18 protein-coding genes are annotated in these 18,256 nt (G+C 63.4%); 10 read left to right on the forward strand and 8 right to left on the reverse strand.

Translation table 11 applies throughout. The features are described from left to right. Positions 1 to 30: 30 nt before the first annotated feature. From EJ066_RS29200 to EJ066_RS29235, 8 genes are all read left to right on the forward strand, one after another. Complete coding sequence (locus EJ066_RS29200) at positions 31 to 696, forward strand: DUF6064 family protein (RefSeq protein ID WP_126043355.1); 666 nt, start codon at positions 31 to 33, stop codon at positions 694 to 696. A 333-nt stretch (positions 697 to 1,029) separates the two neighbouring features. Next, positions 1,030 to 1,935, forward strand: coding sequence for a LysR substrate-binding domain-containing protein (locus EJ066_RS29205; RefSeq protein WP_189644394.1), 906 nt, complete (start codon positions 1,030 to 1,032; stop codon positions 1,933 to 1,935). Between the two features lie 171 nt (positions 1,936 to 2,106). Beyond that, positions 2,107 to 3,447: an extracellular solute-binding protein gene (locus tag EJ066_RS29210; RefSeq protein ID WP_189644395.1), complete on the forward strand. Its 1,341-nt coding sequence runs from the start codon at positions 2,107 to 2,109 to the stop codon at positions 3,445 to 3,447. A gap of 145 nt (positions 3,448 to 3,592) precedes the next feature. Beyond that, positions 3,593 to 4,534: a sugar ABC transporter permease gene (locus EJ066_RS29215; RefSeq protein WP_126043358.1), complete on the forward strand. Its 942-nt coding sequence runs from the start codon at positions 3,593 to 3,595 to the stop codon at positions 4,532 to 4,534. Beyond that, positions 4,531 to 5,367 carry a carbohydrate ABC transporter permease gene (locus tag EJ066_RS29220; protein ID WP_126043359.1) on the forward strand — a complete coding sequence of 279 codons (837 nt, stop codon included), beginning with the start codon at positions 4,531 to 4,533 and terminating at the stop codon, positions 5,365 to 5,367. Before EJ066_RS29215 ends, EJ066_RS29220 begins: the two co-directional genes overlap by 4 nt. A 54-nt stretch (positions 5,368 to 5,421) precedes the next feature. Next, on the forward strand, positions 5,422 to 6,963 hold the full coding sequence (locus tag EJ066_RS29225; RefSeq protein ID WP_126043360.1) for a sulfatase: 1,542 nt from the start codon (positions 5,422 to 5,424) through the stop codon (positions 6,961 to 6,963). Further along, positions 6,960 to 7,952, forward strand: a complete 993-nt coding sequence (locus tag EJ066_RS29230; RefSeq protein WP_126043361.1) for a DUF4432 family protein — start codon at positions 6,960 to 6,962, stop codon at positions 7,950 to 7,952. The genes EJ066_RS29225 and EJ066_RS29230 overlap by 4 nt, the downstream gene beginning before the upstream one ends. Before the next feature lie 3 nt (positions 7,953 to 7,955). Further along, positions 7,956 to 8,873, forward strand: coding sequence for a Gfo/Idh/MocA family oxidoreductase (locus EJ066_RS29235; RefSeq protein WP_126043362.1), 918 nt, complete (start codon positions 7,956 to 7,958; stop codon positions 8,871 to 8,873). Between the two features lie 177 nt (positions 8,874 to 9,050). Here the strand turns inward: EJ066_RS29235 and EJ066_RS29240 are convergent, their stop codons facing one another. Beyond that, positions 9,051 to 9,743, reverse strand: a complete 693-nt coding sequence (locus EJ066_RS29240; protein ID WP_210211041.1) for a transposase — start codon at positions 9,741 to 9,743, stop codon at positions 9,051 to 9,053. A gap of 224 nt (positions 9,744 to 9,967) precedes the next feature. Continuing rightward, positions 9,968 to 10,861, reverse strand: coding sequence for an AraC family transcriptional regulator (locus tag EJ066_RS29245; protein WP_126043363.1), 894 nt, complete (start codon positions 10,859 to 10,861; stop codon positions 9,968 to 9,970). Positions 10,862 to 10,993: 132 nt separating this feature from the next. On the opposite strand from EJ066_RS29245, the gene EJ066_RS29250 reads away from it, so the two are divergent. Then, entirely contained in the window at positions 10,994 to 11,749 is a 756-nt protein-coding gene (locus EJ066_RS29250) for an SDR family oxidoreductase (protein ID WP_126043364.1), read from the forward strand. A gap of 61 nt (positions 11,750 to 11,810) precedes the next feature. Continuing rightward, the gene (locus EJ066_RS29255; RefSeq protein WP_126043365.1) at positions 11,811 to 12,239 is read left to right on the forward strand and encodes a tautomerase family protein; all 429 of its coding nucleotides are present in this window, start codon (positions 11,811 to 11,813) and stop codon (positions 12,237 to 12,239) included. Between the two features lie 268 nt (positions 12,240 to 12,507). On the opposite strand, the gene EJ066_RS29260 is transcribed toward EJ066_RS29255, so the two are convergent. The 6 genes from EJ066_RS29260 to EJ066_RS29285 form a co-directional block, all read right to left on the reverse strand. Then, on the reverse strand, positions 12,508 to 13,149 hold the full coding sequence (locus EJ066_RS29260) for a ThuA domain-containing protein (RefSeq protein WP_126043366.1): 642 nt from the start codon (positions 13,147 to 13,149) through the stop codon (positions 12,508 to 12,510). An 86-nt stretch (positions 13,150 to 13,235) separates the two neighbouring features. Continuing rightward, positions 13,236 to 14,522, reverse strand: a complete 1,287-nt coding sequence (locus tag EJ066_RS29265; RefSeq protein WP_126043367.1) for a TRAP transporter large permease — start codon at positions 14,520 to 14,522, stop codon at positions 13,236 to 13,238. Next, the gene (locus tag EJ066_RS29270) at positions 14,519 to 15,049 is read right to left on the reverse strand and encodes a TRAP transporter small permease (RefSeq protein WP_126043368.1); all 531 of its coding nucleotides are present in this window, start codon (positions 15,047 to 15,049) and stop codon (positions 14,519 to 14,521) included. The genes EJ066_RS29265 and EJ066_RS29270 overlap by 4 nt, the downstream gene beginning before the upstream one ends. 5 nt (positions 15,050 to 15,054) lie before the next feature. Continuing rightward, positions 15,055 to 16,050 carry a TRAP transporter substrate-binding protein DctP gene (gene dctP, locus EJ066_RS29275; protein ID WP_126043369.1) on the reverse strand — a complete coding sequence of 332 codons (996 nt, stop codon included), beginning with the start codon at positions 16,048 to 16,050 and terminating at the stop codon, positions 15,055 to 15,057. 50 nt (positions 16,051 to 16,100) lie between these two features. Next, positions 16,101 to 17,045, reverse strand: coding sequence for a hydroxymethylglutaryl-CoA lyase (locus EJ066_RS29280; RefSeq protein ID WP_126043370.1), 945 nt, complete (start codon positions 17,043 to 17,045; stop codon positions 16,101 to 16,103). Continuing rightward, positions 17,042 to 18,226 carry a CoA transferase gene (locus EJ066_RS29285; protein WP_126043371.1) on the reverse strand — a complete coding sequence of 395 codons (1,185 nt, stop codon included), beginning with the start codon at positions 18,224 to 18,226 and terminating at the stop codon, positions 17,042 to 17,044. The genes EJ066_RS29280 and EJ066_RS29285 overlap by 4 nt, the downstream gene beginning before the upstream one ends. Between the last annotated feature and the right edge of the window lie 30 nt (positions 18,227 to 18,256).

Raw genomic sequence — 18,256 nt, forward strand, 5'->3', positions numbered from 1 at the left:
TCGCGGGGCAACCCGCGAATGTCTGCTTAGATGTCGGAATGGTGGACCTACCGGCTGGAAGATTTCCTGCTCTTCTCGCCGCGCGTCTACTGGCGCATGTTCGAGTTGCACAATGCTGCACTCTGGCCGCTGCATCTCCTGACGCTCGCCGCTGGCCTTGCCATTGTGCTGCTCGTGCTTAGGCGGCCGCGTCGCCATGGTCTGTGGATTGCGCTCGTCCTCGCCGCGCTCTTTGCCTTCGTCGGCTGGTCCTTCCTGTGGAGCCGCTATGCCGCGATCAACTGGGCGGTCGTCTATGTCGCGCCGGCCTTCGGCCTGCAGGCGCTGCTGCTGGCGATCGGCGGTGCCGCACGGGGCGGCCTCGCCTTCGACCGGCGGGACATGGCGGGGCGGCTCGGGCTGCTGATCATGGTCGTTGGCCTCGTCGCCTATCCCCTCCTGCCGCCGCTCTTCGGGCGGCCATGGGCAAGCGCCGAGGTCTTCGGCATCGCGCCGGACCCGACGGCGATCGCGGCACTCGGCGTCCTGCTTGCGGCAAGCGGCGGGTCTGCGCCGCTGCTGTTTCCGATCCCGCTGCTGTGGCTGCTGCTCAGCGGCCTGACGCTCCATGCCATGGGCGATCCGCAAGCCTGGCTGCCGCTTCTGGCAGTGGGCGCCACTGTCGCCGTCCTGGCCCTGCGCCGCATGGCTCGATGATGCGACGGCGTGTTCGCCCCGTCAGGAAACGCGAGCTCAGGGCAATCGCTTCCATGCAGATACAAGGGGCAGCGCAAAACCGAGGCGATTTCCCTGCAACTTTGGGTAGTTTCAACTTGACAGGTGACGGCAGTTATGCTAGGAATTTATTCATGGTGCTGATTTGCGCCAACGACCCGCCCCCGAGGCGGGTTTTTGTTTCCAGGTTTCCGCGCATTCTTCACAAGGCTTCGTTCCGGGATGAACGGGCCGGGAATTGCGTCGAACGACCCGCTTGAGCGACATACGTCGATCAGGGATGATGAACTGGTCCCTGGCTCGTAGGTGAGTTCGTTGAACATCCGGCAATTGGAGTATTTTCTGACGGTCGCGGCCCACAAGAGCGTGACCGTCGCCGCCGCAAAACTCGGTGTATCACAGCCGACGCTGACAAAGACGATCCGCTCATTGGAGCTGGAACTCGGCGTTTCGCTGTTTGAACGAATGCCACGCGGCGTCGACCTCACCCCTTACGGCCAAAGCCTGCTGCGTCATGCCGAAGCGATACGCGTCCAGTTCGGTGACGCGAAAAGCGAGATCGAGAGCCTGCGCGGCGGGAAATACGGCACCGTGCTGATCGGCGCCGGTCCCGCATGGCTGCGTCGGCACCTGCCGCGCGCCGTGGCCATCGCCACCGGCAAGAACCCTTCTATCAAGGTCAATGTCGAAGGTGGCTATGACGATGCGCTGCTGCGCGCATTGCGTCGCGGCGAACTGGACATGGTGATCGCCGAGCTTCCCCCCAAGGACGAAGTCCGCGACCTCGATCTGCGCCCGCTCACATCCGACCGTCTATGCGTCTGCTGCCGGGCCGGTCACGAACTGCAAGGCCAGCCCAAGCTCTCGCTGCCGGACCTGCTCCGATTTCCATGGGCCATGCCGCCGGAAGCGACGCGCGCGCACCAAAGATTTCGGTCTGTCTTCATTTCCAAGGATCTCGCGCCGCCCAATGCCGTCGTCGAGACCAAATCGATGGCTTTCCTTCTGCAGATGGTGCGCTTTTCCGATGCGCTGACCTTCACGGTGACGACCACGCTGAAGACCCCTGAAGCGACCGGCGTCGTCATCCTCGATGTTCCCGAGGTGGCGGCCATGCGCAGCGCCGGCATCATCACGCGCAAGGACTCGTGGCTGTCCCCCGCGGCGGAAGCAATCATCGACGAACTGGTCGAGATTTGCGCGCGCGAGCCGACCAACTAGAGCATCGGACCCAAAAGTGGAAACCGGTTTTGGGGAAGATCCGATGCTCAAACAAAAAGCGACTGAGTCATGCCAAAATGGCATGATTCTGGTCGATCTATTCATTTGTCGGAATGCTTCTTTTATGGCCATCTTGCTGCCGACGGTGGAGGCCGTCCAAGGGAGGAACCGATGAGAAAGTTCGCAATCAACCGGCGCACGGCGCTCATGGGGATCGGCGCTGCCGCCACCGCAAGCATGATCCGGCCGCTCTGGGGGCAGACCGTCGCGCCGATCACGATCGTAATCAACCAGTCGCCCTGGTTCGAGAGTTTCCGCAAGACGGTCGAGCTCTATGAATCCGAAACCGGCAACACCGTCGAACTCGACGTGAACCCGTTTGCCGGTTCGCTCGAGAAGCAACGCAACTCCGTCCGGGCGGCACAGGGTCAGTACGACATCCTGATCATGAACTCGGGATGGTTCACCGAGATGTATGCCGGCGGATTCGTCTCGCCGCTGACCGATATCGATCCAGGCTTCAAGCTCGATCCGGACGTGTACACACTCGGCGACACGGTTTTCTACAACGCGGACAAGAAAACGGTTACGCCGGACGGAAAACTGATGTCGGTCCCGGTGTCGCCGCTCATTCCGCTGCTCTATTATCGCGGCGATCTCTATCAGGAAGCGGGGCTGTCGGCGCCGAAGACGTTCGCCGAGCTCGAGGCCAACGCACGCAAGCTTCACAACCCGCCGGAGCGCTACGGCATCGTGCAGCGTGGCGCGCGCGGGCCGCACACGGTCGCCTACGATTTCTATCCCTATCTCTACGGTCACGGCGGCGGTATCTTCAAAGACCAGTCCGCCGGCGACTACTCCGTCACGCTGAACAGCGCCGAAGGCCGCGAAGCGCTGGAATACTATGTTCGCCTTGCCAAGGAAGCCGGCCATCCGAAGACAGCGGCAAGCGACCAGGCGGAAGTCATTCAGGCCATGGTCACCGGCAACGCCGCGCACATCATGATGGTCATCGCGGCCTGGTCGCAGATGGACGACCCGAACAAGTCCGCCGTCGTCGACATGGTCGAGTTCGCGCCCACCCCGTCATTGCCGGGTCTTCCGACCGCTCCGGGACTGGGACACTGGCTGGCGGGCATCGCGCACAACGTGCCCGACGATCGCAAGCGCGCCGCCTTGGAATTCCTCCGCTGGTTCCAGACCAAGGAGGCGCAGCTGGCCACCGCTGAGGCCGGGGGCATTCCGACCCATGCCGCGGTCTACAAGGAGCCGATTGCCGAGGAGCGCCGCTACCGCTGGATGAAACCACTGGCGCAATCGCTGCCGCATGCGGTGAACATCTACCAGTTCCCGGAAGCCAGCGAAGTCATCGCGGTGCTGGAGCTTGGGCTTAACCGCGCCGTCGCGGGTGAAATCACGCCGGTGGATGCCCTGAACGGCATGGCCGGCGAGATCCACACAGTGATGGAGAAATACAAATACAAGACCGCCGAATTGGAGCCGTTGCGCTAGAGCGTGTCGCGTCGAAACGGATTAAGCCGGCGCTTTAAGTCTTTGTTTTTATGCATGTCGTTGTCCTAAAACCGCTGCGCACCCCCGGTTTAAGCCCGAGGGCATGCTTTGGGCGACATGCATTAGGGTTCGAAGGTCCTTTGTCATGAGCACGACATCGCTTCCCTCCCAGGCAGCCTTCGAGCCGGCCTCGCGTGCCGGCGGCGCGGCACTCGGAGACGACCGGCTCTGGCGATGGCTGACCTTCTCGCCGGCGTTGGGGCTCATGGTGCTGCTGACCGCCCTGCCGCTGGCCAATCTCTTTGTGAGCAGCTTTCAGGACATTCTGTGGTCGGGCGGACAAGCGGTCCGAAGCAATGCCGGCCTCGCGCACTATGCGGCGCTTCCCTCCGACGCCTTGTTCCGCGCCGGCCTGTCCAACACCTTCGTCTTCGCGCTCTCGGCCGTCTCCGGCCAGATGGTGCTCGGCCTGCTGCTGGCGCTCCTCTGCAGCAAGGTCACACGCGGACGTGTCCTCTATCGCGCGATCTTCATCCTGCCCATCCTGATCCCCGGCATCGTCATCGGCGCCATCTGGAAGCTCATGCTCAACTTCGACTTCGGCCCGGTCAACCAGGCGCTGGGACTGATCGGCATGGCTCCGCACGACTGGCTGGGAGCTAGGGAGACGGCGCTGCTGTCTGTGGTTCTGGTCGACATCTGGCACTGGACGCCGTTCTGCTTCCTGCTGTTTCTGGCCGGCATCGAGGCGCTTCCGCAAGACGTGTTCGAGGCGGCACGCATCGACGGAGCGACCTCCTGGCAGGAATTCCGGTTCGTCACGCTGCCGCTTCTGGTCCCAACGCTCATCGTGACCTTCGCCTTTCGGCTGGTGCTCGCGTTCAAGGTCTTCGACGAAGTCTACCTCTTGACCAGCGGTGGCCCGGGGACGTCCACGGAGGTCGTCTCCTTCACGCTCTACCAGCGCTTCTTCACGGAAGACCGCATCGGTTACGGCTCCGCCATGTCGGTCGCCGTGATCTTCATCGTTTCCCTTCTGCTGGTCGTGGCGCTCTCGGCCCGCAAGCGTTCGGATGCCGCCGCATGAGTTTCGTTGCTGTCCACAGAGTCCGCTCCGCCCTGGTGCACGCCGTGCTGATCGGCTTTGCGCTGCTCATCGTGCTTCCCGTGATCTGGACGGTTGCGGCCGGGTTCCGGACGCAGATCTCGCTGCTGATGGGCGATGTCTTCTTCACGCCCGTCTTCTTCAATTTCGGGGAAGTCCTGTTCTCGAAGACCTCGGACTTCCTGGTAAACTATCGGAACTCGCTGGTCGTCGGCATCACCAGCACGGCCCTGTGCCTGGTTGTCGCGACAACCGCCGCCTGGTCGCTCCATCGGATGCGCTGGCCGCGCTGGATACCGAACATCTTCCTGGCATGGACGCTGATCTTCCACATGATCCCGCCGGTCGCTCTCGCCAGCGCCTGGTACACGATGGCGCGCACGGTCGGCCTCGACAACACCTTCACCGGGCTGATCCTGGCGCACACGACCCTCAACCTGCCGATGGCGATCTGGCTGATGAGCGTCTTTGTCAGGGACGTCCCCAAGGAGCTGGAAGAAGCGGCATTGCTCGATGGCGCGTCGACGCCGATCCTGCTGCGCCACGTCGTGCTGCCGATCATCGCGCCGGGCCTCGCCGCGACGGCGGTCCTGACATTCGTCTTTTCCTGGAATGAGTTCGCCGTCGCCTTGACGCTCACCATGAAACAGACGGCAACCGTACCGGTCGCCATCGCCAAGTTCGCGCAGGATTTCGAGATCCTCTACACCCAGATGGCCGCGAGCGCTGCGCTGTCGATCCTGCCTGCCCTCCTCCTCCTGCTCATCGCCCAGCGCTACATCGTGAAAGGGCTGACACAGGGCGCGGTCAAGTGAGCGCCAGACAGTCCAGCCTGCATTCCCGGAGTCTGCAATGAAAGCCAGTTTGCCATGAAAGCCGTATTCGTCCTGTTCGATTCGCTCAATCGCCATGTCCTGGCGCCCTACCGGGGAACGCGGGTCCCAACTCCGAACTTCGACCGGCTGGCCGCGCGGACGGTGACGTATGACAACCACTATGTCGGCAGCCTTCCCTGCATGCCGGCGAGACGCGACATGCTGACCGGGCGCCTCACCTTCCTGCATCGCAGTTGGGGACCGCTCGAGCCTTTCGACAACGCGTTTCCCGAGCTTCTGCACCGGAAGGGCATCTACAGCCATCTGGTCACCGACCATTTCCACTACTGGGAAGATGGCGGCGCGACCTACCACAACCGCTACGATTCCTACGAGTTCGTCCGCGGACAGGAGGGCGATCCGTGGAAGGCGATGGTGCAGCCTCATTGGGAACGCCTGCGCGAGATGTATCACGCCAGGCAGTTCACCACCGAACGCCGCAAATACTTCTCGCAGAACGTCGTCAACCGCGAGTTCATCCGGGAGGAGAAGGATTTCCCCTCCGTCCAGTGCTTCGCGCATGGTTTCGACTTCCTCGACCGCAACCGCGGCGCCGACAACTGGCTGCTGCAGATCGAGACCTTCGATCCGCACGAGCCGTTCCATGCGCCATCCCGTTTCAAGGAGCCCTTCGACACGGGATGGAAGGGACCAATCCGCGACTGGCCCCGCTACGGGCGCGTCGACGAATTGCCGGACGAGTGCGAGGAATTGCGCGCCAACTACTACGCGGTCGTGGCGATGTGCGACCACCTGCTTGGGCAATTGCTGGACTACTTCGACAAGCACGACCTGTGGAAGGACACGGCGCTCGTCGTGACAAGCGACCATGGGTTCCTGCTTGGCGAGCACGATTTCTGGGCGAAGAACCGCATGAACCTCTACGAGGAGGTCGCGCACATCCCGCTTTTCATCCACGATCCGCGAAACACATCGAGAGCCGGGTTGCGGACAGCCTCGCTGACGCAATCGATCGACCTCGCGCCGACCTTCCTCGATCTGTTCGGGGCCGAAGCGCCGCCCGAGAGTGAGGGCTATTCGCTGCTGTCGATGACGAACGACGAACGCCGCCGGGACGGCGCCCTGTTCGGCTATTTCGGCGGAGCGGTCAACATCGCCGACGGCCGCTACACCTACCATCGCTTCCCGGCCGATTTGGCCCGTCAGGAGATCTACCAGTACACGCTGATGCCGACACACATCTTCGCGCCGTTTTCGCCGGAGGAACTGTCGGATGCGCGGCTTGCGGACCCGTTTCCGTTCACCAAGGGCGCCAAGCTGCTCAAGGTGCCGGTGCTCGAGCGATCGCCGATGTATATCAACTACGGACCGGGCGCCTTGCTGGAATCCGACACGCGGCTTTACGATCTCGAGACCGATCCCGGCCAGACCAGGCCGATAACGGACGCGGTCCAGGAAGCGCGGCTGATCGGCATGATGATCGATCTCATGAAAGCCAATGACGCGCCGCCGGAGGCCTTCGCGCGGCTCGACTTGTCGTCGGCGGGCGAGCGGGCGGCGGAACCGGCCCAATGACCGAGTGGAGCGCCGCGGCGCTGCGGCCGCTTGTCGGCGACTTGCGGCAGGTGGCAAGCGTCCGGCGCATCGTCTTCGATGACGGCGCCGAACGCGGCGTGCGGGCGCTCGCGTTCTCGACGGGCGCCGGCCTCGATTTTTCGGTGCTGGCCGACCGCTCGATGGATATCGGCCTCCTGTCCTGGCAAGGTGTTCCCATAGGCTGGCAAAGCCCGGCCGGCTTCGTGGCTCCCGCATTGCTCGATCCCGACAGTGAAGACGGCCAAGGCTTCAACCGCGGTTTCGGCGGGTTCCTCGTCACTTGTGGGCTCAACCACATTCGCCTTGCCCGCGATGGCGAGCCGCAGCACGGGCGGCTGCCTTTCTCGCCGGCCGCCATCAAAGCCTATGGCGAAACATGGCAGGCGGCCGCGCCGTTTCTCCATTGCGAAGGCGAGGTCACACAGGCGCGCTATGGCGGCGAGGCGTTGCGGCTTCACCGGCGGATCGAAGCGCCGATCGGCGGCGCGGCCATCCTCATTCGCGATACCGTCGAGAATGTCGGCACGACCGATACCAAGCAGCCAATGCTCTACCACTTCAATCTCGGCTACCCCGCGATCATGACGGGAAGCACGGTCGAGCTGGACGGGCGGCGGCTCATCGGTCCGATCGAGCTTGCCGATGCTGATAAGGGCCTGGTCACCGCGCGGACCTGGCCGGCCTCCGGCCCCACGTCCCTGTGTGTCCTTCGCTCGCCTGGCGGGCTTGCGGTGCGCTTCGAGTTCGACACGGACGCGCTGAGCCATCTGCAGCTCTGGCATGATCTCAGGCCGGGCGTCGGCGTCCTGTCGATCGAGCCCTGTACAAGCGGGCGCCCCACCGACGGCTCATCGCCGGCGGAAGCAGTTCTCAAGCCGGGCGAGCGGCGGTCCTACCGCGTCCTTGTTTCCATCGAAGGGCATGCGGCGGCGACGCGGCAGCGCCCGTCACAACCGGACGCCGATTGAGCGATGTCGCTGCGCATCGGCATGCTGAGCTTCGCGCATTATCACGCCAACTTCTGGTCCGAAGCCTTTGCGGCGGATCCGCGCGTTTCGCTGGCCGGCGTCTGGGACGAAGATGCGTCGCGCCGGCAGACCGCCGCGGTCTGCTTCGCGATGCGGCAGTTCGACGACATCGACGGGCTTCTGGCGTCGGTCGATGCCGTCGCCATATGTTCCGAGACCGCCCGGCATCGGTCCCTCATCGAGGCGGCGGCGCGGCGCGGGCGCGCGGTTCTATGCGAGAAGCCGCTGGCCGCGAGCATGGACGATGCCGTTGCAATCGAGACCGCCGTTCGCGATCGTGGCATCAGGTTCATGCAAAGCTTCCCAAAACGTCTCGACCCGGCAAGCATCAGGATCCGAGACCTCATTCGATCGGGCGAGCTCGGCGAGATCCGGCTCGTGCGCATCAGACACGGCCACAGCCACGCGCGGGAAGCTGCGTTCACGAACGGCTGGTGGACCAGGCCGGAACTCAGCGGCGGCGGCACCCTGATCGACGAGGGCGTGCACGCGCTCGATTTTCTGCGCTGGCTGTTCGGCAACCCGCAAACGGTCCAGGCGAACATCTCCTTTCCCGGGACCTTGCCGTCGAGGATGCCGCGATTGCCATGCTGCGATGGGAAAATGGGCTGCTGGCCGAAGTGGCAACGAGTTGGTCGTTCGCCGCCGGCCACGACTCGGTGGAAGTCTACGGATCGGAGGCGACCGTGCTGCTTGCCGGAGTCGACCTCGCGTCTCGCAACCTGTCTGGCCCGAGCTATCTCAGGCTTGCGCGAAAAGATGCGGTTGGCTGGGAAACCCTCGACGTCGTCCCTCGTTTCGTCGCTGGAGGTTTCCATCACGCCGTGGCGTCGGCATTCGTCGACTATTTGCTTGATGTAAGCGACGCCCCAAGCTCGGCACTGGATGGGAAAGCCGCGCTCGCCATCGTGGTCGCCGCGTACGAGTCCGCACAAAGCGGGGCCTCGGTCACCATCCGCTATTGAGATGGTTGCGGGACAGGCAGTGCAGAAACTCGCGACGGCGCCGCCGAAGATTCAATGCGAAGGGCCGAGCGTATCAGGCGCCCCCAATCATTTTCCGTTGTCCGAAGGCATTCACAGCATGGAGGACGTTAAATGCGAGTATCGACAAAGCCGCTTCCGCTTTCACCGCCCTTAAACCCCGTGTCAGGAACCTACCGCCACCTGACATTCGTTTGATTGTGCCGAACGGATGCTCGACAGTGCAGCGTCTGATCCTCATCAGATTTGGATCGGCATATATGCGGGCTTCCATCCGATCGAGCGCCGCCTGATCGAACAAGCGATGGATCGTGCGCTGGACGCCCGGCGTGCATTTCGGTTTTAAAGCACACGCCTTGCATGCGGACGTCCTGTATCGGATCGCTCTTATTGCGGGTGTGCTTTCCCGACGGTCAGAGTGTTTCGCCTGCGGGGCAGCAGATGGTGTCGCTGGCTCGTCATAGACAAACTGGGTGGGACGGAAGTGTTCGCTGTTCATGGCACCGCGCTTGATCGGCGCTGACACCGTGATAGCGCCGCGCTCGCATCGGGCAACTTCCTCGGCATTGGAGTAGCCGCCATCGGTCAAGACGTGGAGTTCGTTGGCATTGAGCACGTGCCGGGCACCAGTCGACATCGGGTGGAGAAGATGGCCGTCATTCGCATCATTGAAGACGTCGTGATGGATGATCAGGCAAGGCGGCAGGAGAGCGGCCTGCCCACGATCCACACCCTCAATAAACCCCATCTACGCCACCTCCTACGCGAGGTATGTTACAGAAGTCGTTTTCTATAATACAGTTCTTCCTGAGAAAAAACTCGATCAACTGAAGAGTACGCGCATCGGGGTGCGCGACAAGTCAGTAATGTCGGCAGTCCCGGACTTTGCAGAACGACAGGTTTGCGGTTACCTGCCTTGATAGCTACCACCTCCCAACATTGGCAGCAGTCACGATTGTATTGTGGGAAGTCCTATGCAGCGGCGATCATCTGCGTACGCGCCTGCCGGATATCACGGCCAGGAGGTTGCCCGAACATGCGGCTATATTCGCGTGTGAACTGCGGTACGCTTTCGTATCCGACACCATAGGCAGCATCGCTGACCGCCTCACCCTCTGCCAGCATCCGGCGGCGGGCCTCGATCAGGCGGAGTTGCTTCTGGAACTGCAGCGGCGACAGCGAGGTGATGGTGCGGAAATGGACATGGAATGCGGACAGGCTCATGCCCGCGACCTCGGCCAAGGCTTCCACCTTGATGGGTTCGGCATAGTGACGGCGAAGCATCGCGACCGCGCGCGCGATCCGCTGGGCATGGCTGTCGGTCACGCCCAGCGCCCGGATGGCACCGCCATGCCTCCCGCTCAGCAGCCAGTAATGCAATTCACGGACGAGTTGTGATCCCAGCACTGCCAAGGTGTCAGGTCGGTTGAGCAATCGCAGGAGACGCAACGCCGCATCGGCCACCTCCGTCTCGGTCGGATCGACGCGGACCGGCTGGTCCGCCTCGAACGGCAGTGAGCCGATTTGGCCGACGAGGCCGGCGATGACGGAAGGATCGAGTTCGAGGACCAGAGAATAATAAGGCAAGACCCTGCTGGCGGTCGTGATCTGGCTGACGGTGGGCACGTCGGTGGTGATGAGGAGGGAATCGCCGGCACCGAAGTCGAACGTTCGGCTGCCCATCGTCACGCGCTTGCCGCCCTGCAGGACCAGCGCTACCAGCGGCTTCGACACGGCATATTGCAGCATGGTCGGCGCCGTTTCGCGCAGGATCACGAGGCCGTCGACCGGAGTCGCCGCGACGCCGACCTGATCGGCGTGGGCGTCGGCATAGCGACGGGCATGTTTGAGCAGTTGATCATTCATGCGGCGATGATAGCGGAAGCAGCCGATCGCGACAACGCGTCAGGAGGATCAGGCAAGTTTTACGGACAATCGCGCAACCACATTCGGACAGTCTACGGCATAAGGGTGGCAACACTAACCCGGAGGCATCCAATGACCACCATCTCCCTCATAACCGGCGGCAGCCGCGGCCTCGGTCGGAACACCGCCATCAGCATCGCGCGCCATGGCGGCGACGTGATCCTCACTTACCATAGCGGCAAGGACAATGCGGACGCGGTCGTGGCCGAAATCGAGGCGCTGGGCCGCAGGGCTGTCTCGTTGCAGCTCGACACCGGCGACGTCTCGACCTTTTCCGCCTTCCTGGAGGCGCTGCGCAGCGCGCTGACCGCCACCTGGGGCCGGGACACGATCGACCACCTCGTCAACAATGCCGGTCACGGAGAGATGGCGGACTTTGCCGCCACCACTGAGGTGCAGTTCGACAAACTGTTCGCTGTCCACGTCAAGGGCGTGTTCTTCCTGACGCAGGCACTGCTGCCGGTGCTGGCCGATGGTGGCCGCATCATCAACTTCTCGTCGGGCCTTACCCGTGTGTCGTTCCCCGGCTTCTCGGCCTACTCTGCGGCCAAGGGTGCGGTGGAGATCTTCACCGTCTACATGGCTAAGGAACTGGGCAGCCGCGGCATAACCGCCAACACGGTCGCGCCAGGCGCGATCGAGACCGATTTCCTGGGCGGCGCGGTGCGCGACATCCCCGATTACAACAAGGCCTTCGCCGGCATGACCGCGCTCGGGCGCGTCGGCCAGCCCGACGATATCGGCCCGATGGTGGCCAGCCTGCTCGGCCCAGACAACCGCTGGGTCAACGGTCAGCGCATCGAGGTGTCGGGCGGTCAGACCATCTGACACAGGACGCGGGTGCCGCTCCAGCGGCACCTGCCACACGTTGTACCGAAAGGCTCCCTCCATGCCCAAGCTCATCATCCACTCGCCGGCGGGCACATTCGATGCGGCGGATCGGCAGCGCGTCGCGGCTGCCCTCATGGCGCTGGGCCTCGAATGCGAGGCGCTGCCGTCCTCGCCGATGGTGCGCAGCACCGTGTGGACCTATTTCGCCGAATACGCGGCAGATGCGGTCTTCATGGGCGACGAACCGGCCCGGCTCCCCATAGTGACGCTTCAAATATATGTTCTAGCAGGCGGTCTAGACGGCACCGGCAAGCGCAAGCTCATCGAGGGCGCTACCGCCATTCTCGATCGCCATCCAGACGGGACTCATGTCGCGCCAGTGTACGTCGTCATCCACGATGTCGTGGATGAGAATTGGGGCATTTTCGGAAAGCAGGCTGATCTGGTTGCCTTGAAGGCCAGTGACCCGAATGCACCGGCGATCTGACGGTCTCATGATCCCCACAGACGAGCGCGTAGTGGGACAGCGCTACCCGCGCTCGTGCTGACGACCATATGCGGCTATCCCTTTCCTGCACCTGGCCGCGCACGGCGGAGAAGATACAAAGCAGCGACATCCAATGTACGCTTTCCAGAATGTGTGTGAAATCAGGTTTACGGCAGCCTTTGGCGGGTAATCGGCGCGGGTGATCTCAACGTGCCAGAACGTTTTCGCACAGCCTGGGGAGCGACGCAACAAACCGGACGTCGGCGCCTCAACGCGCCGCCCAGAGCAGGCCGCGACGGAATATCGTGCGCATCTGCGGCACCGCGAATTCCCCTGCCGCATGTCCGAGCGCCGAATAGAACACCCTTCCCTTGCCGTGCCGGCGCTTCCAGACGACCGGCATGACCACGCCTTCGATCCAGGATGTGTGCTCGCCGGAGAAGGTGGTGGTCGCCAGCACCTCATTGGAGGGATCCACATGCATGTAATACTGCTCGGAGCGGTACGGAAAATCGTCGATGCCGTTCATGATGGGATCGTCGCGCCTGGCGATGTCGACCCGGTAGTCGATGATGTTGCCCGGATGCGCCACCCACTGACCGCCGCACATGAACTGGTAGTCCGTGGCTTCACGAAACGCATCGCACATGCCGCCGTGATAGCCGCCCAAGCCGACACCGCCCTCGACTGCCCTTGTCAGGTTGAGCTCCTCGTTCTTCGCAAGCTTGGCCATCGTGTAGATCGGCACGATCAGGCTCAAATCGGCGATCGCGGGCTCGGCGAATATGGCGGTCGTGGTTTCGACGCGCACGCCGAACCCTTCCTCCTCAAGCATCGCCTTGACGACGCGCGCGCCTTCTTCCGGCTCGTGTCCGTCCCAGCCGCCCCACACGATCAGCGCTTGCCGCATTTTCTTCTCCCTCGGTTGGTTGCTTGGCCTTCGTGATGGAAGACCCGACGAGCTATCTTAGCCCACATCGTGGAGGGACGGTTCGCCTATCGCCCGAATCCTGCACTTGTCGGCAGCCATAGTGACAGCTGCGGGAAGGCCCAGATCAGCACGAGCCCGCCAATCAGCAGCGCCACGTAGGGCGAAGAGCCGCGGATGATCTGCGACAGCGGCGCGTTGGTGATGCCCTTGATGACGAACAGATTCATCCCGACCGGCGGCGTGATCAATGCCAATTCCAGGTTGATCATCAGCATGACGCCGTACCAGATCAGATTGATATCCAGCGCCACCATCGCCGGCAGGATGATTGGGGTGGTGATCAGGATGATGGCGATGGTCTCAAGGAACATGCCGAGCACGAAGATTGCCGCCATGACCACCAGGATGAAGCCGGTCTGCGACAGGCCGAGCGCGGTCACGCCCTCCATGATCTCCGCCGGCAGGCGGATGATCGTCACCGCATGGCCGAACAGTCCCGCGCCGGCGATGATCATGAACAGCATCGCGCTGGTGCGCATGGTTTGCCAGGTGCAGTCCCAGAGATCGGCGGCCGAAACGTTGCGGTAGATCAGAAGCGCGACGAAAAGCGCGTAGACAGCGCCGACGGCCGCCGCTTCCGCCGCGGTGAATATGCCGAGATAGATACCGCCGAGAATTATGGGTGGCATCATCACCGCCCAGATCGACTTCATAAAGGCGGCAATCACTGCCTTCGTTCCAGGCCAGGCCTGCGTCTTCGTCTCACCATGTGCGTTTGCCTGGAACCACGAGAACATGGCGAAGATAGCGGCCATGATCAGCCCGGGGATCATGCCCGCCAGGAAGAGCGCGCCGATCGAGGCGTCCGTGACGATCGCATAGAGGATCATCGGCCCTGACGGCGGGATGAGGATGCCGAGCGTACCGCCGGCGGCGATGATGCCGTAAGTGTCGCGGGGCCGGTAACCGAAGCGCTGCATCTGCGGGATGGCGGTCGAGCCGATCGTCAGTGCGGTCGCGACAGACGAGCCCGAAATGGTGGAGAAGATCGTGCACGACAAGATGGTGGCGAAGCCCAGCCCGCCCTTGATGTGCCCAACCAGCCTGTTGGCCATGTCGTAGAGATCGTCGACCACCTTCGCCTTGATCATGACATGCGCCATGAAGGCGAACATCGGGATCGTCGCCAGCAGGGGGTTGTTGAGGCTGGCGAAGACCGTGTCGGCGATGGAGTCGATCCTGCCCTCGTAGATCATCAGGATCGCCGCGGAGGACAGGCTCAGCGCCGCGAAGATCGGCATGCCCGTCAGGAGCAAGAGGACGAGAAAGCCGAGGATCAGAAATATCGTCATGGCCACTTCTCGCCAAACAGCCTGAGCATCGAAGTCAGGGCGGCGAGCCCGATCAGCACAGCGCCGACGACCATTGTCGATTGCGGGATCCACATCGGCAGCGACAGGTAGCCGGTCGAATAGGCGCCGAACCGGTAGGAGAACGCGACCGTGTGCCAGGAGGCGACGAGCAGCAGCGCCGCGAAAACGAGCACGCTGGCGAGCGACCACAATTCCAGCCACCAGCGCGCCCTGGGTCCGAGATGATCGAACAGCAGATCGATCCGGATATGGTCGCCGCACCTCAGGGCCTCCGCCGCCCCGAACATGACGATGGCGACCACCAGGAAGCCGGTCGCTTCGTCGACGCCCATCAGCGGCCTGCCGAGAAAGTAGCGGTTGAAGACGCTGACGGCGGTGATTGCCAGAACCACGAGGATCAGCAGCGCGCTCAACGCTCCGCCAAGGCGCGAAATCGCCGCAGCGGCGCGTTCGGGAAAAGAGGCGGCGCGCGGCGCCTCCTCTTCGGTCGAGACGTCCTCCAACATGGCGGCTACTGGATCTTCTCGATCAGGCCGAGCAGCGTCTTGCCGTCCTCGCCGGTCTCTTCAGCGAAACCCTCCGCAAAGGCCGGCTGCATGACCGCCTTCAACGACTCGTTCTCGGCATCCGTGGCGATATGGACTTTGACGCCCTTCTCCTCCAATTGCTTCGGCGCGTTGGCCGCGGCCTGGATCGAGGCGTCGAGCGCCCATTGCGAGGCGGCTTCACCGGCCTGCTTGAGCGCGGCCTTGGACTTGTCGCTCAGCTCTTCATGCCAGGCGGGATTGACATAGCCATGCAAATAGGCGGCCAGCACAGGCACCACCGTCATGTGATCCTGCACCTCGAAATATTTGCGCGAATAGGCGGCGGCTACGTCGGTTATGGCGGCGTCGATGACGCCGGTCGCCAGCGCCTGATAGACTTCACTGCCGGGCATGGCAGCCGTGGTCGCGCCCATGGCCGTCAGGCCGCGGTCGAAAGCCGGACCAATGCCGCGCATCTTAATTCCCTTGAAGTCATCAGGCGTAACCAGGGCCTTGCCCTTTGAGGTAAACACGCTGGTGTTGGTCTGGAACATCCACGCGATGTTCTTGACACCCTTTTCAGCAAGTTTTCCCTCCAGAAAGGCAGCGGCGTCGGATGTCGGCCATTTCTTCCATGCTTCGATGGAGGACATTGTGTAGGGCCCGACCGTGACGTTCATGATCGGCAGCGTCTTGCCCCACTGGAAATTGAGCGAGAACGCGCATTCGATGTCGCCCTTGGCGACAGCAAGGATGTTGTCGTTGGCCTTGACCAGGCTGTCGGCGCCGAACACCTGAACGTCAAGCTCGCCTCCGGAGAGCTTCTCGACCTCCGCTGCCCATTTGTCGACGACGATGGCGATGTGGTGCGCCGGTGGCAACTGATGACTGCAGCGCATGGCGGTTGCCGCGTGCGATACAGTGACGACCGGGGCCGAGAGCAGCAGCGTGCCTGCGAGCGTTGCTGTGTAGCGATTCATGGTATTCCTCCCTTGTTTTCTTGGATGACAGCGCCGGGCCTCCCTCCCGGTCAGGCGCGCCAGTCGAGCGTGCGGGGCGGCCCCGCGCGCGCGATGGCGCCGTAGAACTTCTCGTTTGGCATGGCATATTCCGGCACGGCCCGGACGGCGACCAATGCGTCGAGGTCGACGCCGGTCGCGAAGCCCTTGGTCTCGCAGAGGAAGACCAGATCCTCGAAGACGACGTTGCCGGTCGCGCCCGGCGCGAACGGGCAGCCACCGAGCCCGCCCAGCGATCCGTCGAGCACGCGGCAGCCGGCGTCGAGCGCGGCGGAGGCATTGGCGATCCCCATGCCGCGCGTGTCGTGGAGATGGACGATAAAGGCGCCGCCGCCGGAAAGACGTGTCATGGCTGTCGACAGCCCCGCTACCTGCCGCGGTCCCGCGAAGCCGACCGTATCGGCGATCCCGACGATGTCGGCACCGGCCTCCATGCAGGCCGAGGCCAGCCGCAGCACTTCAGCCTGGTCGACCTTGCCGGCGATGGAGCAGCCGAACGCCATGGCGATGCCGGCGTTCACGATCGCCTTGTGGTCGCGCTCGTCGCGCATCCGTGCCACCGTGCGCACCAGGTCGATCGCCTCGGAGCGCGAGCGGCGCATATTGGCCTGGCTGTGCTCCTCGGTCGCCGAGATCACGCAGACAACCTCGTCGACCTCGGTCTCGAACGCATCGGCCGCGCCGCGCTCGTTGAGCACAAGGGCCGCCGAGCGTGCGTCTCCTAGCCGAGAAACGGCGTTGATCATATCGCGAAGGTCGGCGAATTGCGGCATGCGGCTCGCTGGCAGGAAAGAACCAACCTCGAAATGGCGCACGCCGGCGGCGTATTCGCGCGCCAGCCATTCGCGCTTGTCGTTGGTCGACGGCCAGGTCTTCGTCAGTTGCAGCCCGTCGCGCAGGCCGACCTCGCGCAGGCTCACCCGGTCGGCGGGATAGGCTGCGGTGATCCGGCTCATGCCGCTCTCCTCGCCGCGCCCTGCGCCTTGCCGATCGCCTCGGCGTCGAGACCGAGCGAGCCTAGGACCGCGCCCGTGTCCTGTCCCAGCGCCGGCACATCGCCGCCGCCCGTCAGCATGATCCCGTCGACGTCGAATGGCAGCGAGGGCGCGCGAAAACTCTGGCCATCCGGCAGCCTCGATGTCGCAAGCCCTCCCGGCCGCATTACATGCGGGTCCGAGTACATATCTGACGGCTTGGCAATCGGCGCATAGGGAATGCCGAGCTTTTCGAAGGCCTCGGCAAGCCGTTCCGACTGACGCGATGCGATGGCTCTTGCCACGATGGGGATCGTGCGGTCGCGCGCCTCGATCTGATCCATGCGCGCCTGAAGCCCAGGGTCGGCAAGCAACTCGTCGAGCCCAAGCAGCCGGCACAGCGCCGTCCATTGCCCCTCGGTAACGGCGCCGACGAACATCTGGCGGCCGTCGGTCGTGTCGAAGATGTCGTAAACCGGCCATGAGAAAGTGCGCTCGGGCATCGGCGGCGGGTTGGTACCCTCGAGCTCGAACTGCACCATGTGCTGAGCCACCAAGAGCAGGCAGTTCTCGAACAAGCCGACGCGCAGACTGCGGCCCCTGCCGGTTTCCTTGCGCTCCATCAGCGCCGCCAGCACGGAGAATGCTCCGAACAACCCGCCCATGATATCGTTGGCCGAGGAGCCTACCCGTAGCGGCCGTCCGGTCGGCCCGGTCATGTAGGCGAGGCCTGTCATCATCTGGACCACTTCATCGAGCGCCGTGCGGTCCTGGTACGGACCGCTCAGGAATCCCTTATGCGAAGCGACGATCAGGCGTGGATGGCGGGAACGCAGCTCGTCGAGATCCGCGCCCATTTTCGACAGCGAGGCGTCCCGGAAGTTTTCGACAAAGACATCGGCGCTGGCCAGCAGCGCGTCAAGCGCGCGACGTCCGTCCTCCGATTTGAGGTCGAGCTGGACCGACTTCTTGCCGCGGTTGAACAGCGGGAAGAACGGTCTTCCCATCCCCGTGAGGTTGCGTGTCTTGTCGCCTTCCGGCGGCTCGACCTTGACCACCTCCGCTCCCAGCATGCCTAGGAACATGCCGCAGGACGGCCCCATGATCATGTGGCTCATCTCGACGACCCTGATCCCCTCCAGGGGCCGGAAGTTCTGATCCATCTAGTCCTCCTCGAACCTCCGTACGCTAGC

The organism is Mesorhizobium sp. M9A.F.Ca.ET.002.03.1.2 (genome assembly GCF_003952365.1).
In the GTDB taxonomy this organism is placed as follows: domain Bacteria; phylum Pseudomonadota; class Alphaproteobacteria; order Rhizobiales; family Rhizobiaceae; genus Mesorhizobium.

What these genes read in the sequence shown, in the direction of transcription:
- EJ066_RS29200 (WP_126043355.1), top strand. Translation starts at nt 31, where the DNA reads ATGTCGGAATGGTGGACCTACCGGCTGGAAGATTTCCTGCTCTTCTCG.
- EJ066_RS29210 (WP_189644395.1), top strand. Translation starts at nt 2,107, where the DNA reads ATGAGAAAGTTCGCAATCAACCGGCGCACGGCGCTCATGGGGATCGGC.
- EJ066_RS29215 (WP_126043358.1), top strand. Translation starts at nt 3,593, where the DNA reads ATGAGCACGACATCGCTTCCCTCCCAGGCAGCCTTCGAGCCGGCCTCG.
- EJ066_RS29220 (WP_126043359.1), top strand. Translation starts at nt 4,531, where the DNA reads ATGAGTTTCGTTGCTGTCCACAGAGTCCGCTCCGCCCTGGTGCACGCC.
- EJ066_RS29225 (WP_126043360.1), top strand. Translation starts at nt 5,422, where the DNA reads ATGAAAGCCGTATTCGTCCTGTTCGATTCGCTCAATCGCCATGTCCTG.
- EJ066_RS29230 (WP_126043361.1), top strand. Translation starts at nt 6,960, where the DNA reads ATGACCGAGTGGAGCGCCGCGGCGCTGCGGCCGCTTGTCGGCGACTTG.
- EJ066_RS29235 (WP_126043362.1), top strand. Translation starts at nt 7,956, where the DNA reads ATGTCGCTGCGCATCGGCATGCTGAGCTTCGCGCATTATCACGCCAAC.
- EJ066_RS29240 (WP_210211041.1), bottom strand. Translation starts at nt 9,743, where the DNA reads ATGGGGTTTATTGAGGGTGTGGATCGTGGGCAGGCCGCTCTCCTGCCG.
- EJ066_RS29245 (WP_126043363.1), bottom strand. Translation starts at nt 10,861, where the DNA reads ATGAATGATCAACTGCTCAAACATGCCCGTCGCTATGCCGACGCCCAC.
- EJ066_RS29250 (WP_126043364.1), top strand. Translation starts at nt 10,994, where the DNA reads ATGACCACCATCTCCCTCATAACCGGCGGCAGCCGCGGCCTCGGTCGG.
- EJ066_RS29255 (WP_126043365.1), top strand. Translation starts at nt 11,811, where the DNA reads ATGCCCAAGCTCATCATCCACTCGCCGGCGGGCACATTCGATGCGGCG.
- EJ066_RS29260 (WP_126043366.1), bottom strand. Translation starts at nt 13,149, where the DNA reads ATGCGGCAAGCGCTGATCGTGTGGGGCGGCTGGGACGGACACGAGCCG.
- EJ066_RS29265 (WP_126043367.1), bottom strand. Translation starts at nt 14,522, where the DNA reads ATGACGATATTTCTGATCCTCGGCTTTCTCGTCCTCTTGCTCCTGACG.
- EJ066_RS29270 (WP_126043368.1), bottom strand. Translation starts at nt 15,049, where the DNA reads ATGTTGGAGGACGTCTCGACCGAAGAGGAGGCGCCGCGCGCCGCCTCT.
- dctP (WP_126043369.1), bottom strand. Translation starts at nt 16,050, where the DNA reads ATGAATCGCTACACAGCAACGCTCGCAGGCACGCTGCTGCTCTCGGCC.
- EJ066_RS29280 (WP_126043370.1), bottom strand. Translation starts at nt 17,045, where the DNA reads ATGAGCCGGATCACCGCAGCCTATCCCGCCGACCGGGTGAGCCTGCGC.
- EJ066_RS29285 (WP_126043371.1), bottom strand. Translation starts at nt 18,226, where the DNA reads ATGGATCAGAACTTCCGGCCCCTGGAGGGGATCAGGGTCGTCGAGATG.